The 14,286-nt window shown below is 74.5% G+C and carries 10 protein-coding genes; 4 read left to right on the top strand and 6 right to left on the bottom strand.

What is annotated here, in order from left to right:
- Positions 1-62: 62 nt before the first annotated feature.
- From JN535_RS21640 to JN535_RS18230, 6 genes are all read right to left on the bottom strand, one after another.
- Positions 63-1,436, bottom strand: coding sequence for a Gfo/Idh/MocA family protein (locus JN535_RS21640; RefSeq protein ID WP_205207236.1), 1,374 nt, complete (start codon positions 1,434-1,436; stop codon positions 63-65).
- Between the two features lie 382 nt (positions 1,437-1,818).
- On the bottom strand, positions 1,819-4,038 hold the full coding sequence (locus JN535_RS18250) for a peptidase C14 (RefSeq protein ID WP_205207235.1): 2,220 nt from the start codon (positions 4,036-4,038) through the stop codon (positions 1,819-1,821).
- A gap of 85 nt (positions 4,039-4,123) precedes the next feature.
- Positions 4,124-6,397 carry a peptidase C14 gene (locus JN535_RS18245; RefSeq protein ID WP_240201422.1) on the bottom strand — a complete coding sequence of 758 codons (2,274 nt, stop codon included), beginning with the start codon at positions 6,395-6,397 and terminating at the stop codon, positions 4,124-4,126.
- Positions 6,398-6,935: 538 nt separating this feature from the next.
- Positions 6,936-8,000 carry a GNAT family N-acetyltransferase gene (locus JN535_RS18240; protein ID WP_205207234.1) on the bottom strand — a complete coding sequence of 355 codons (1,065 nt, stop codon included), beginning with the start codon at positions 7,998-8,000 and terminating at the stop codon, positions 6,936-6,938.
- Positions 8,001-8,163: 163 nt separating this feature from the next.
- Positions 8,164-8,766, bottom strand: a complete 603-nt coding sequence (locus JN535_RS18235) for a HEAT repeat domain-containing protein (protein ID WP_205207233.1) — start codon at positions 8,764-8,766, stop codon at positions 8,164-8,166.
- 61 nt (positions 8,767-8,827) lie between these two features.
- Positions 8,828-9,517, bottom strand: coding sequence for a GntR family transcriptional regulator (locus JN535_RS18230; protein WP_205207232.1), 690 nt, complete (start codon positions 9,515-9,517; stop codon positions 8,828-8,830).
- A gap of 150 nt (positions 9,518-9,667) precedes the next feature.
- Here JN535_RS18230 and JN535_RS18225 point away from each other — a divergent pair, with 150 nt between their 5' ends.
- From JN535_RS18225 to JN535_RS18210, 4 genes are read left to right on the top strand one after another with little or no spacing between them, the layout of a single operon-like run.
- Positions 9,668-11,344: a hypothetical protein gene (locus JN535_RS18225; protein ID WP_205207231.1), complete on the top strand. Its 1,677-nt coding sequence runs from the start codon at positions 9,668-9,670 to the stop codon at positions 11,342-11,344.
- Positions 11,341-12,138, top strand: a complete 798-nt coding sequence (locus tag JN535_RS18220; RefSeq protein WP_205207230.1) for an SDR family NAD(P)-dependent oxidoreductase — start codon at positions 11,341-11,343, stop codon at positions 12,136-12,138. The genes JN535_RS18225 and JN535_RS18220 overlap by 4 nt, the downstream gene beginning before the upstream one ends.
- Positions 12,135-13,448: an enolase C-terminal domain-like protein gene (locus tag JN535_RS18215; RefSeq protein ID WP_307868936.1), complete on the top strand. Its 1,314-nt coding sequence runs from the start codon at positions 12,135-12,137 to the stop codon at positions 13,446-13,448. Before JN535_RS18220 ends, JN535_RS18215 begins: the two co-directional genes overlap by 4 nt.
- Positions 13,445-14,284 (top strand): SDR family NAD(P)-dependent oxidoreductase, encoded by an 840-nt coding sequence (locus JN535_RS18210; RefSeq protein WP_307868934.1) that lies wholly within the window; start codon positions 13,445-13,447, stop codon positions 14,282-14,284. The genes JN535_RS18215 and JN535_RS18210 overlap by 4 nt, the downstream gene beginning before the upstream one ends.
- The last annotated feature ends 2 nt before the right edge of the window (positions 14,285-14,286 follow it).

The raw sequence follows: 14,286 nt of genomic DNA, 5'->3' as shown, positions 1-14,286 counted from the left end.
GGGGGGTGGGGTGGTGCTGTGCGGTGTGGTGCTGTGGAGGTGCGGTCGTCGCGCCGGACGCGTCAGCGGGCCGGGACGTCGACGACGGTGCGCCGGTGGCGCGACTCCTCGGCCGCGAACACGGCGAGGTGGCTCTGGAGGGACTCGACGGCGCCCGACCGGACGTGGCTCGGGTCGCCCGTGGCGACGGCGCGCACGAACGCGTCCATGACGCCCGAGTCGCCGCCGCCGTGGTCGTCGGCGGCGTTCGTGGCGCCGTGGTGGCCGCCGTCGTGCACGGTCACGCTGCCGTCGCGGAAGTCGGTCACGCGGACCTTCTCGCCGTCACCGTCGAGGCACCCGTGGGTCCCGAAGATCTGGGTCTTGCGGTGGTCCTGCTCGGAGAACGCCGTCATGGTGAACGTCGCCGCGCCGCCGCCCTCGAGCTCCATCGCGACCACCTGGTGGTCGACGACGTCGTTGTCCGAGTCGTAGACGCAGCGGCCGTAGTCGGTGGTACGCAAGGCCTCGACGACGCCCGCCTCGTCGGTCGCGTCCGTGATGACGGAGACCGGCCAGATCGGGCCCTTCTCGCGGAGCGTCGACAGGTACAGGCGCGGCGCCGAGTACGGGCACGTGGGCTCGAGCGGGCAGTCCAGGCAGCGGTCCGCCGCGCCCGCGGGCCGCTCCTCGGGCCGGAAGTGCTTGAGGGAGCCGAAGCTCGCGACCGTCGCGATCCGCTTGCCCGTGACGTAGCGGATCCAGTCGAGGTCGTGGCTCGACTTCGCGAGGAGCATCGGGCTCGACGTCTTCTCCGAGCGCCACGGGCCGCGCACGTAGGAGTGGGCGTCGTGCCACCAGCCGACGGGCTCGAGGTGCTGGACGTTGACGATCTCGCCCAGGACGCCCGAGTCGACGACCGACTTCACGAGGTCCGTGTACGGCATGTAGCGCATCACGTGGCACACGCCGAAGAGCACGCCCGACTCCTCGACCGCGTCCACGACGTCCCGGCACTCCTCCGGGCTCGGCGCGAGCGGCTTCTCGACGAGGATCGCGTACCCCTGCGGCGCGAGCGCGACGACGGGGTCGCGGTGCTCGCGGTCCTGCGTCGCGACGATCACCATGTCCGCGAGTCGACCGGTGCCCCCCGCGGCCCGGTCGGCGTCGCCCGCGGCGACGAGGTCGCGCCAGCCGGCGAACTCCGCGACCTGCGGGAGCTCGGCACCCGGTTCGACATTGAGCGCGGTGCCCGACGCGACGGCCTGGGCTGCGGAGAGGCCGGCCTGCGCCGCGACGGCCTGGTCGACGACGAGCCCGCGCTGGTGGGGGCGGGGGTCGGCGACGGCGACGAGACGTGCGCGCTCGGGGTGCTCGGCGATCCAGCGCGCGTACGTCTGACCACGGTTGCCGGCGCCGACGAGGGCGACGGTGACAGGCGGGGGGTTCGGGGTCACGTGTGCGGTCCTTGCTCCGTTGCGATGGTCCTGCGGGGCGGGGGTCTCCCGGCCCTGGCAGGCCTCGTTTGCTATTTGCTATAGCAAGCCTGCCATGCCGATGTTACGCCAGATCGGCGCTCGTGTTAACTCGCGCACGACGCGATGCGGAGTTGTGACCTTTCGTGCCGCGCCTCGGGGTGCCGGCGCGGTGGTCGTCGTGGGCCGGGGCCGGGGGTGGTGAGTGCGGGTCTACCATCCGCGCTGCTCGTTCCTCGCGGCGCTCCCGCCAGGCCCGCCACGACCCGCACTCACCACCCCCCGGCCCCTTCGTCGTCTCACCTCGCGCGCTGCTCCCGCGCCGGGGTGCGGCCGGTGGGGAGAGCGGCGCGGGGCGGGCGCGTCAGACGACGAGGTTGCCCGTCGTGACGACGCGGTCGCCGTCGTCGGGGAACGCCGTGCGGGTGACGCCCTGCTCGACGTTCCCGCTGTGGAGGACGAACGAGTCGCCGCCCAGGGCGGACGGTGCGAGCGCCAGGGTCCCGCCCGCAAAGGTCGAGCCCGTGGCGGACCACTTGTTGATGCCGGCGTCGAGGTTCACGTGCCCAGTGTCACCCGACGGCGCGGTGCTCCGGACGCCGTCGAGCGCCCACGTGACCGGCTTGTCCGCCTTCGCCCGGCGCAGGAAGCTCCCGCCCGCGGGCTTCCCCTCGAGCCGAGCGCCGCCGTCGAGCCGGATCGTCTGCTCGGCCGCGCCTGCCGCGACGAGGGCGACGTTGCGCACGACGCCGCCGCGCACCGTGAGGTCGCCGCTCGCCGTCACGGTGCCCTCGCCCTCGGCCGCCTCGAGCGTGCACGCGTCCAGCACGACGGCGCCCTTCCCGGCGAACGACGCGTTCTTCAGCCCGTTCAGGGTCGTGCGGACGAGGTGCACCGGGTTCGTGACGTTCGCCTGGGTGATCGCGGTGTCCGGCAGGACCGCGAAGCGCGATCCCTCGATGACGTTGGGTCGCTTCGACAGCGCCGACGCCTGGGAGATGATCAGGGTGTCGTCGGCCTGGCAGCCGCGAAGCTGCACGCCGTCGGCGTTGACCCACAGCATCCCCGAGCCCGCGAGGCCGTCCTTGCGGATGACCTGCACGTCCTCGAGCGTGAGGTCGGTGACCTTGACGCGCGCGACGAACCACGAGCACACGTGCCGCGTGACCGTGATGCGCTTGGCGGCCCCGCCCCAGGCCGCGCCCGAGTTGGCGAACGTCATGAGGCCCGAGTTCCCCACGTAGGTGAGGTCGTGCTCGTACTGGCCGTGCGTGACGAACGGGCCCTGGTCGTCGCCGTCGCCGTGGCAGTTCTCCACGAGCCCGTACGACGACGCGGTCCAGTCGTTGAGGTGCCGCGCGTTGGTCGTGTGGCAGTCGACCACGTGCCCGTAGTTGCAGTAGATCTGCTGCGTCAGGTAGCCCGCGCCGCCCCACGTGACCGACGCCGGGTTGGTCAGCGAGCAGCCCGCCGTGCGAAAGAACGTGCTCCAGCGGCGCATGACGAGCGGCCAGAACGTCGCGACGCCGTGCACGTTCTCCACGTCGCAGCGCACCGCGTACTCGTAGGCGATCGGGTGCGAGCCGGTGTACTGGTCGCCGTCGGGTCGGCCGCGGAACGCGAGGTTGCGCACGTGCACCTGCTCGACGGGCTCGACGCGCGTCCACGTGAGCGTGCGGCCCTTCGCGAGCGACCAGCCCGCCTTGTAGTTGACGCGCACGTGGGTGGCGTCGACGATCTGCGTGATCTGGACGAGGCGCTGGAGCTCCCGCTCCCACCGGCCGGCGAGCGCGTTGACCTCGACCGCGTACCACTGGCCCACCTCGAACTGCGACGAGTCCGCGACCTCGTAGTCGTCGCGCAGCTCCGGCATCGTCGCGGTGAGGGTGTTCGTCCGGACGTCGTCCGTGACCTTGCCACGGAAGAACAGCACGGCCGCGAACGGGTCGTCCTGGCCGGCGTCCTCGATGCCCTCGGTGGTCATGAGGTGGTTGCCGAAGTCGAGCTCGAGGTTCGAGCGCGTGAAGGTGTGGCGGCGGGTGAAGTTGAGGTCGGTGTGGGCCTCGATGCGCGTGACGCTGAGGTCGTCGACGAGGGCGTCGAGGGCGTCGTCGGCGGGGGTGTCGGGGCCGAAGAGGCCGAACCAGCGGAAGTCGGCGGTGCCGGTGTGCAGGGTGTGCCAGCGGCCCTTGGCTCCCGCGTCCTTCGGGGCGAGGACCGTGCCGCCGTTCGGGGCGGCGGTGGACTTCGCGTCGTAGCGCAGGAGCCGGGCGGCGCCGTCGCCGGGGGTGGCGTGGCCGAGGAGCTGGGCGACGGTGCCGTCGTCGAGCTTCTTGGTCTTCCAGCCCGTGAGCTCGGCGACGGTGGCGGCGACGAGGACCTCGGCGTCGGGCTTGTCGTCCTTCTTCGCCGCGAGCGGCGCGCCGACGAGGGGCGCCGCGTGGGCGCTGCCGCTGCCGAGGGCGACGGCGCCCGCGGCGAGGGAGGCGATGCCGGCGACGCGCAGCAGGTTGCGTCGCGAGGGCGGCTGGGCGGCCTCGCCCGGTGCGGCCGTCGTCGGCTCGGTCGTGGTCTCGAGGGTCATGGGTGTCCTTTCGTCGGCCCGTGCACGACGGCGCGGGTGTCGGTGGGAGGGGGGGATCAGGGTGCCCGGGCGTCGCCCGGACGGGTCACACGGTGAGGTTCGCGTCGACGAGCACGCCGTCGCCTGCGGTCGGCAGCCCCGCGCGGTCGACGCCGGTCTCGACGTTGCGGGCATGGAGGACGCGCACGCCGTCGGGCAGGTCGAGGCGACCGCCCGTGAACCGCGACCCGGTCGCGGAGTAGCGGTCGCCGGGGCGCAGCGCGACGTGCGCGGTGCCGTCGGGGGCCCGCAGGTCGGCGCCGCGGAGCGTGACGTCCACGGCCCCCGCGCCGGTGCCGCGCGAGACGAGGGCCCCGGCCGTCGTCGTGCCCGCGGCCCGGACGCCGTCGAGCACGAGCCGCTGGTCGCGCGCGCCGCTGAGCCGCACGCCCACGCCCTGCCACGACCCGCCCGTGACGGTGACGTCTGCCGAGCCGAGGTCGACCGGCGCAGCCGGGGCGTCGTCCGTGCCGCCCACGAGCTCGCAGTCGGTGAACGTCACGGGGCCGGCGCCGCGCAGGATCGTGCCGTCCACGCCGGTGATGCGGGTGCGCACGAAGTGCACGGGGTTCGTCACCGGCGTCTGGTGCAGCACGGACCCCGCGGGCAGCGCGAACGCGCAGTCCTCCACGACCGTCGGGCGTCGCGACAGCGACGACCGCTGCCCGACGGCGAAGAAGCCGGCCGTGCAGCCGCGCACGTGCGCGCCGTCGGCGTTGATCGTGAGCGTGGCCTGCGGGTCGAACGTCGACCGCGCGACGACGTGCACGTCCTCGAGCGTGAGGTCCGTGATCTTGGTGCCCGCGACGAACCACGAGCACGTGTGGTGCTTGACCGTGATGCGCTTGGCCGCCGTGCCCCACTGACCGCCCGAGTTGGCGATGTCCATGAGCCCGCTGTTGCCGACGAACACGAGGTCGTGCTCGTACTGGCCGTGGGTCGTGAAGGGGTTGCCGCCCTGGTCGTCGCCGTCGCCGTGGCAGTTCTCCACGAGGCAGTACGCCGACGCCGTGAGGTCGTTGAGGTGCCGCGCGTTGTGGCTCGTGCAGTCGGAGACCCGCCCGTACAGGCAGTAGATCTGCTGCGTGAGGTAGCCGGCGCCGCCGTAGAACACCGTCGGCGGGTTGGCGACCGAGCACCGCTCCGTGACGAAGTGGGTGTTCCAGCGCCGCATGATGACGGGCCACCACGTGCGGTGGCCGTGGACGTCGGAGACGTCGCAGCGCACCGCGTACTCGAACGCGACGGGGTGCGAGCCGGTCATCTCCCGGTCGTCGGGCAGCTCGCCGTTCGCCGGGCCGTCGAAGGGCCCGGAGCCGTGGAACGTCATCGCGCGCACGTGCACCTGCTCCACGGGCTCGACGCGCGTCCAGGTGAGCACGCGCCCGGCGGGCAGCTCCCAGCCGTTCTTGTAGTCCACGCGCACGTGCGTCGCGTCGAGCACCTGCGTGACCTGGACGAGGCGCTGGAGCTCGCGCTCGTCCCCGCCGCCGCCCGGGCGCTCGTCCGAGCGCAGCGCCCACCACTGCCCGACGGCGAACGCGCCCGCGTCCGCGACCTCGAAGACGTCCGTGAGGTCGGAGAGAATCGCGGCGAGCGTGCGCTCCTGCGTCTCGTCGGTCACGCGACCCTGGAAGAACAGGACCGCGCCGAACGGGTTGTCGTGGGCGTTGCGCTCGATGCCCTCCGTCGTGACCGTGCGCCCGCCGAAGTCGAGCTCGAGGTTCGAGCGCGTGAACGTGTGGCGCCGCGTGAAGTTGAGGTCCGTGCGGGCCTCGATGCGGGTGATGCTGGGGTCGTTCACCAGGGCGTCGAGCGCGTGGTCGGCGGGGGTGTCGGGGCCGAAGAGGCCGAACCAGCGGAAGTCGGCGGTGCCGGTGTGCAGGGTGTGCCAGCGGCCTGTGGCGCCGGCGTCGGCGGGGGCGAGGACGGTGCCTCCGTTGGGTGTCGCGGTGGACGTCGCGTCGTAGCGCACGAGGCGTGCCGCGCCGTCGCCGGGGGTGGCGTGGCCGAGGAGCTGGACGACGGTGCCGTCGTCGACCTTCTTGGCCTTCCAGCCGGTGAGCTGAGCGACGGTGGTGGCGACGAGGACCTCGGCGTCGGGCTCGTCGTCCTTCTTCGCCGCGAGCGGCGCGCCGGCGACGGGCGCCGCGTGCGCGCTGCCGGTGCCGAGGGCGACGGCTCCGGCGGCCAGGGAGGCCATGCCGGCGACGCGCAGCAGGCTGCGGCGCGACGGCGACGGTGGCGCCTCGGCGGTCATCGGGTCGATCGCGCCGAGGTCGGCGGACGCGGGGCGGGTCTGGGATCTTGGAGTGGACAACGGGGCACCCTTCGTGACGTCGGAGGACGCCGTGCGGGCGGGCGACGCGATGGCTCCGGCGGCCCGGGGCTGCGGGGTCTTCCGGGGGAGCGGTGCTGCGGGGGTCGTGCGGTTCTGATGCTGGGTCGGGGTCAGCGGGTTCGTGCGCGTCGTTGCGACGGTGAACCGGACCCTCGGAGACTAGCCCGATGCTATGGCATCGTCAAGGGCAGCGTGGCAGACATTCATGCAGGTCAGACGGAACGTCTCGCCCGATCAGATGCCATAGCACGCGCGTCCGGACGTCCGTTCCTGATGTCGGGCCATGCCGAGATAGAACCGCGGTCACCCGAGGTAGAACCGCGGTCACCCGAGGTAGAACCGTGGTCGCGCGAGGTAGAACCGTGGTGGCGCGAGGTAGAACCGTGGTCGCGCGAGGTAGAACCGTGGTCGGGTCTCGGCGCGCGGGTTCGGGTCCGCAGCGCGGGTGGTCCCCTGAGGTGAGCAGAGACCCAGGTGGGCGGCCCGCCGAGTGGTAGTGCCGCGTTCGTGGTCTTGGTCAGAGGTAGTCCCCAGGCCAGTGGAAGCCCACCCTGGCCGCGGCGGTGCCGCGGAGGCGCGCGACGACGTCGGCGCTCGCGCGGACGGGCCGGAGCATCCCGGTCGAGTCGGTGCCGGCGAGCGGCGCGTCGAGGACTGCCGCGGCGAAGCGGTCGGTGAGAGCGTGCGCGGGCAGGCGGACCTCGACCACGGGGGAGGCGTGGGGACGCGTGCGCTGGAGGGTCGTGCGCGCGAGGGCGTCGACGACCTCGCTGGCGCGATCCGCCGTCGGGTCGACGCCGAGCTCGCGGACCTTCAGCACGCCCGGCCCGGGCTCGAGGACGAGATAGCCCACGACCTCCCCGTCGGTAGCCCGCGCGGTGAACACCTCGGCGCCGGAGTACCAGAGCGGGATGCGGTGCTCCCAGTGCTCGCCGGTGCGCCGGGTGGTGAGGGGGCGCGGTCCGGCGGTCACGGTGTCGAACGCGTCGTGCAGCACGGCAAGCTGCTCCCAATGGAGCGCGACGGACCACGCGCGCCAGGGGATGCCCGGCAGGCGGTCGGTGCGGACCCGCACGGTGGCGTCGCCCACGCGGTCCGACGGCGCGGCGTCCGTCGGGAGCCCGTCGTCGTCGAGGTCGTCGTGTCCGGGGTCCGGGTCGCCGACCGGGCGGGGCGCGCCGCGCAGCAGCGGGACGTGGAACGTCTCGAAGCCGCTCGACCGGTAGACGTCGGGCGTGCCGGTGAACAGCAGCGCGAGGTCCGCGTCGTCCTGCTCCATCTGCTCGACGGCCCGCGCGAGCAGCGCGCGGACGAGGCCCCGGCCACGGGCCTCGGGGGCGGTCGCGACGTTGGCGACACCGCCCGCCCGGAGGGTGCCGCCGTCGGGCCCGCCGAGCTCGCGCGGGGTCCAGTACACCGAGCCCACGACCCCGCCGTCGAGCGGGTCTACGGCGATGTGCGTGCGGTCGAGCCGACCGTCGTCGGTCTCATAGACCGGCACCATGAGCGGCGCGTCGAACGCGCGGTCCCACAGCGCGTAGAGGGAGGGGACGTCGTCGGGCGTGGCGGTGCGCAGGTGCATGGCCGTCCAGGGTCGCGAGCCGGTGTTGACGGGATGCTATAGCAAAAGTAGGGTCGCTGGACGACCGTCGGCGTGCGACGCGACGGACCGTGCGGGCCGGGCTGGGCGCGCACGACCCCCGGATGGCGGCACTGCCGCCATCCGGGCTCCTGCTCGCCTGAGATCAGCCGGGCCGCTGGGCTGCCTGTCGGACGAGCACGCGCGGGTCGTCCGCCGCGAGCGCCGCGTACGTCTCGAACCGGGGTGACCCCACCTCGCGCAGGACGTGCAGTGCGACGATCCGCTGGTACTCGAGACCGGACTCCCAGGCGGCGACGGCGCACCGTTCCGCGGCCGGTGCCCGGAGCGTGCCGAGCGACAGCAGTGCGCGACGGCGGACGTATTCGTCGTCGTCGGCCACGAGCGTCAGGAGCGACGGGGTCGCGTCCGGCCCGGCAGCGGGGAGGTATGCCGCGATCTGCCACCGTGCGTGGGGCTCGGCGGACTCCGGCGAGGCGCAGACGTGCTCGGCGACGCAAACCAGCGTCGTCGGGTGCTCGGAGAGCAGGTGCGCGAGGTCCTCGACCTCGTTGTCACGCGCGAGCAGAGAGAGGAAGGACTGCTTCTCCGGGTCGTTCCACTCCGGGAAGGGTCGGTCGTCGAGGAGGGCCCGAGCGCTGTCGTACGCCGCGGGCCACTCGGGGTAGTCGGCCTCCCACTCGCCGAAGTCCTGGGGATGCGTCTGCGCCCAGGCGGCGAACGCTTCGGCGGCGCGCACGATGTCCATCCCGCGACCCTAGGCGGCCCGGGTTCGCGCGAGTCGCAGCACGGCGCGGACGCGGCGGCGGTCAGCCGTTCGCGGCGGCGGGCTCTGTCTCGTCGGCCGTGTGGCTCGCGAGGCGCGCGGCGGCCTCGCCGATGTGCTCGGCCATGACGCGCTGCGCCGCGGCGGGGTCGCCGCCTGCGATGGCGTCGACGATGAGCTCGTGGGTGCGGGCGTGCGCGACGCGCGCCTCGGGCTCGAGCGCGGCGTTCGCGGCGCGCAGGAACCCGGTGATGCGACTGCGGAGCTGGGCGTTGAGCGTCATGAGCATGCGGTGGTCGGCCATCTCCCAGAGCTGCTCGTGGAAGCGCCGGTCGAGCTCGAAGACGCGGGCGTTGCTGCCCTTCTCCGCCGCCTGGACCATCTGCTGGACCGTCTTGCGCAGCTTCGCCTCCTTCGCCGGGTCCCAGGCGTCCTGGACCCGCACGACGGCGAACTGCTCCAGCAGGGTGCGCAGGCTCGAGATCTCCTCGAGGTCGCGGCTCGTGAGCGCGGCGACGCGCGCGCCGCGGTGGGGGAGCCGCTCGACGAGGCCTTCCTGCGTCAGGCGCGTCAGTGCTTCGCGCACCGGGATGTGGCTCGTGCCGAGGCGCTCGGCGAGCTTGCGCTCGACGAGCCGCTCGCCCGGCGCGAGGTCGCCGCTGAAGATCGCCTCGCGCAGCTCGACCGTCACGCGGTCGGCGACGTTCTGGTCCGGCACGCTCTTGAGCGCCATGGCTTCTCCGTGGTGTCGTGGGGGCGGCGGGCTCGGATCGTCGTCGGTCGGACGCCCCGAAGGATAGCGGCCACGGCGCCGTCCCTGGTCGGGCGTGTCGACCGAGCAACATGCTATAGCATCGGCACTCCCGAGCCCAGAGGAGGTGCGATGGTCGCCCTGCACACGCGGGCACCCGTCCCCGCGTTCGTCGGCCTGGCGGGCGTCGCCGTCCGCGACGTGACGCCTGCCCCCGGCATCCGGGCGCGCAACTGGGGCCCGGCGGACTGGGACGTCTCCGAGGGCGCGCATCGCGCGATGACGCTGACCGCCGTCGCGCTCGCGGAGGAGCGCTCCGACCCCGGGGTCGCCGAGCCCTTCGTCCTCGTCACGATCGACGGCACCTGGTGGCGCCGGGTCGACGACGAGGCGACCCTGCGCGCGACCGTCCTCGACGCGACCGGGCTGCCCGTCGAGCGCCTGCTCGTGTCGCTCTCCCACACGCACGCCGGGCCCGTCCTGTGCTCGGGCGACGCCGACCTCGCGGGCGGCGACCGCGGCGTCGCCTACCTGGACGACCTCGCGCGCGCAGCGGCCGACGCCGCCGTGGAGGCGATCGGGTCCCTCCGGCCCGCCACCCTCGAGTGGACGACCGGCCGCTGCGGCCTCGCGTCGAACCGCGAGGCGCTGCTCGACGGCTGCGCCGGCGGGGACGCGGGCACGACCGCGGGAGCCGCTGCGGAGAGCACGTCGCCCCGGCCGCTCGTCGGCTTCAACCCCGACGCCGGCACCCCGTGCTCGCCCGGCGCCGACCCCGCGGACGACACCGTCGTCGTCGGGCGCCTCACCGCACGCTCGGCGCCCGCCGGGGAGACGCGGCCCGACGGCGCCGCGCCCGTACGCGAGGACGTCACCCTCGCGACGATCGTCAACTACGCGTGCCACCCGACGACGCTCGCGTGGCAAAACCGGCTCGTCTCGCCCGACTACGTGGGCGCGATGCGCGACCTCGTCGAGCGGGAGACAAGCGCCCCCGTCGCGTTCCTGCAGGGCGCGTCGGGCGAGCTTGCGCCGCGCGAGCAGTACACGGGTGACACCGCCGTCGCGGACCGCCACGGCTCCTCGCTCGGCCACGCCGTGCTCGCGGCGCTCGCCGAGCTCCCGCCGCCGGGCACGGAGCTGGAGCTGACCCACGTCGTCGAGTCCGGTGCGCCGCTCGCCGTGTGGGAGCCCGCGCCGTCGGCCGCGCTCCCCGACGCGGTCACGGCCGCCGGCGCAGGCGCCCGGCCCGACGCACGGACGCTCGCGGCCGTGACGGAGCCTGTCACGCTCGACCTGCGCGACCTCCCGACGTGGGACGAGCTCGAGGCCGAGTGGGCCGACATCGACCCGCGCTCGCGCGAGGAGCGCCTGCGCCGCGCGCGGAACCTCCGCGACGGCTACGTCACCGGCCCGACCGTGGAGCACCCCACCTGGGTGTGGCGCGTCGGCGAGGCGCTGCTCGTCGCGCACCCGGGCGAGGCGTACTCGCGCCTCCAGCGCACGGTGCGCGCTCACGCCGGGACGCGGCCCGTCGTCGTCGCGAACCTCACGAACGGCCCCGGCTTCGTCTACCTGCCCACGCAAGAGGCGTACGACGTCGGCGCCTACCAGGCGTGGCAGTCGCCGCTCGCGCCGGGCTCGCTCGAACGCCTGGAGCGGCACGCGTGCGCCGTCGTCGACGACGTGCTCGCCGACGCCGCCGCCTGGCCCGCCGGCGACGTCGCAGCACGACCCGCCGCACCGACACCCGCCGCACCCACACCCGCCGCGTCCCCGACCCGTCCCGTCCCCGAGGAGGACCAGTGACCACCCCCGCCCCCGACGCCCCGCGCGTCCCGCTCGCCGTCGTCACCGGGGGAGCGGCCGGCATCGGCCGCGCCGTCGCCGAGCGCCTCGCGACCGACGGGTTCCGGGTCGTGTGCGCGGACGTCGTGCAGCACGACCTGCCCGCGCTCGACCTCGGCGCCGTCCCCCACGCGCCCGGGCTCGTCTGGGCCCCGCTCGACGTCACGGACCACGCCGCCGTGCGCGCCGCGTTCGACGACCTCGCCGCGGCGTTCGGCGGGATCGACGCGCTCGTCAACAACGCGGGCATCCAGCGCCACCGCGCGCTCGAGGACCTCACGTGGGACGAGTGGTCGGCCGTCGTGGACGTCAACCTGCACGGCGTCTTCGCGTGCCTCCAGGCCGCGGGTCGCCACATGCTCGCGGCGGGCCGGGGCGCCGTCGTCAACATCTCGTCCGTCTCGGCGCGCGGCTCCGCGGGCCGGGCGCCCTACTCGACGACCAAGGCCGCCGTCATCGGGCTCACCGCGACCGCGGGCGCCGAGTGGGCCGCGCGGGGAGTGCGGGTCAACGCCGTCGCCCCCGGGTACATCGACACGGGCGTCTTCCGCCAGGGCGTCGCCCAGGGCACGCTCTCGGAGGAGACGATCCTCGCGCGCATCCCCGCCCGCCGGCTCGCCCAGCCGGAGGAGATCGGCAACGCGGTGAGCTGGCTCGTGTCCGACCAGGCCGCGTACATGGTCGGGCAGACCGTCTACGTCGACGGCGGTTTCCTCGTCGACTACGGCGTACCGCTCGCCAAGAAGCCGGAGTGAGCGTGGGGACCGCCGCGCGCGTCGTCGCCGTCCGCACCGCGACGACGGTCGTCCCGCTGCCGCAGCCGCTGCGCCTCGGCGCGATGACGGTCGAGCGCCGCGAGTACGTCGGTGTGCGCGTCGTCGCCGAGACGGACGACGGCCGCACCGTCGCCGGGGAGTCGTACGCGCTCACGCGCGAGGCACCCATGGCCGAGCTCGTGGACCGGCTCGTCGCCCCGCACGTGGTGGGCCGGGAGGTCGTCGCGTCCGACGGCGTTGCAGCACGCCAGAGCGTCGGCGCCGTCTGGGACGCGGCCCTGCGCGGGTCCGCGATCGTCGGCCGCGTGGGCCTCGTGCGGCGCGCGATCGGCCTGGTCGACGTCGCGCTGTGGGACCTCGCGGGCCGCCTCGCCGGTCGTCCCGTGTGGTCCCTGCTCGACGACGGCCCGGACCTCGCGGGGTCCGCGGAGCCCGGTGTCGGCGGCGACAGGGGCGCTCCGTCACGTGCCGTCGCAGGGAGTCCCGGCGACGTCTCATCCGGGACGGCCGCCGCTGTGCCACGCCCCGCGATCCTCGTCGCGGCATACCCGACGCCGGGCCGGACCGCGCGCGACGTCGCGGACGAGGTGCTCGCGCACGCGCGCACCGGGTGGCCGCTGCTGAAGATCTCGCGGTCGCCCGACCGCGCCCTCATGCGCGACCTGCTCGCGATCCTGCGCGCCGAGCTGCCCGAGGTCACGGGCCGGCCGACCGTCGCGGGGCGCAGCGGCGTCGTCGTCGACGTGGGCTTCGGCTGGCGCGACGCGGACGAGGCGCTCGCGGACCTCGACGCGTGGGGCGTCACGGGTGCGGCGGGGGAGAGCGCGCCCGCGCTCGCGTGGCTCGAGGACCCGCTGCTCCCCGAGGACGCCGTCGGCGCCGCGCGCGTGCGCGACGCGTCCGGGCTCCCGCTTTCCGTCGGTGACGAGGTCACCGACCCCGAGGTCTTCGCCCGGCTCGAAGCGCGGGGCGCGCTCGACGTGCCGCGCGTCGACGTCGTGGCGATCGGCGGCATCACCGCCGCCGACCCGCTCGTGCGCGCGTGGGCCGCGCGGGGGAAGGTCGTGTCCAGTCATGTGTACCCCGAGGTGAGCGTGCACCTGGGCGGAGCGGCGGGCATCGGCGTCGAGACGTTCGACCGCTCGCCCGCGGGCAACCCCTACGACCCCGCGCCGTTGCTCGTGCGCGGCGGTCCCGTGTTCGACGGCGGCCACGCGACCCCGCCCGACGCCCCCGGCCTGGGCTTCACGCTCGACCCCGACCGCTTCGACCTGGAGGAGCCCTCGTGACAGGACCCGCAGCCGGACCTGTGAACCGGCACCGAAGCGCCGTCGTGACCGGCAGCGGCAAGGGCATCGGCCGCGCCGTGGCCGCGCGCCTCACCGCCGACGGGTGGACTGTCGTCGGGCTGGAACGCACCCCGGGCTCGGGGACGGTCGAGGAGGGGGTGTGCGCCGCCGTCGTGCTGGGGGACTCGCGCGACCGCGAGGCCCACCGCGAGGCCGCGCGGACCGCGCGCGACCTCGCGCCGCTCGCCGGATGGGTGAACAACGCGGGCATCACCGTCCGCACGCCGCTGCACGCGCTCGCCGACCCGGAGCGGGCGGCGCAGGTCGAGCAGGACGCGCGCGACGTCGTCGAGATCAACGGCCTCGGCTACCTGTGGGGCTGCGCTGCCGCCGTCGAGGCGTTCACCGACCAGGTGAGCGGCGGGTCGATCGTCAACATCGGCTCGATCCACGGCCGCGCGGCGTTCGCCGACCACGCCGCCTACGAGCTGACCAAGGGCGGCATCGACGCGCTCGCGCGCTCCGTCGCCGTGACGTACGGGCGGTACGGCATCCGCGCCAACACCGTCGCGCCGGGCGGGGTACGCACCCCGCACCTCGACGCCCAGATCGCCCGCGCCGCCGACCCGGCCGCCGAGGAGCGCGCGCTCGCCGAGGGTCCGCCGCTCGGCCGCATCGCCGAGTCCGCGGAGATTGCCGCACTCGTCGCGTTCCTCCTGTCCGACGAGGCGGGCTACGTCTCCGGCCAGTCGATCGCCGCCGACGGCGCCTGGACCGCGTCGTTCGGCGACCCGCCCCACGACCCCGACCTCGACGCGCGGTACGGCCTCACCTGACC

The sequence above is a fragment of the Cellulosimicrobium cellulans genome, from assembly GCF_016921195.1.
Taxonomy (GTDB): Bacteria; Actinomycetota; Actinomycetes; order Actinomycetales; family Cellulomonadaceae; genus Cellulosimicrobium; species Cellulosimicrobium cellulans_F.
Note: the sequence above shows the minus strand (reverse complement) of the source record. Positions and strands in the feature narration are given on the sequence as shown.

Coding starts and splice junctions, on each gene's coding strand:
- JN535_RS18225 (WP_205207231.1), top strand. CDS start 9,668: ATGGTCGCCCTGCACACGCGGGCACCCGTCCCCGCGTTCGTCGGCCTG.
- JN535_RS18240 (WP_205207234.1), bottom strand. CDS start 8,000: ATGCACCTGCGCACCGCCACGCCCGACGACGTCCCCTCCCTCTACGCG.
- JN535_RS18230 (WP_205207232.1), bottom strand. CDS start 9,517: ATGGCGCTCAAGAGCGTGCCGGACCAGAACGTCGCCGACCGCGTGACG.
- JN535_RS18235 (WP_205207233.1), bottom strand. CDS start 8,766: ATGGACATCGTGCGCGCCGCCGAAGCGTTCGCCGCCTGGGCGCAGACG.
- JN535_RS18250 (WP_205207235.1), bottom strand. CDS start 4,038: ATGACCCTCGAGACCACGACCGAGCCGACGACGGCCGCACCGGGCGAG.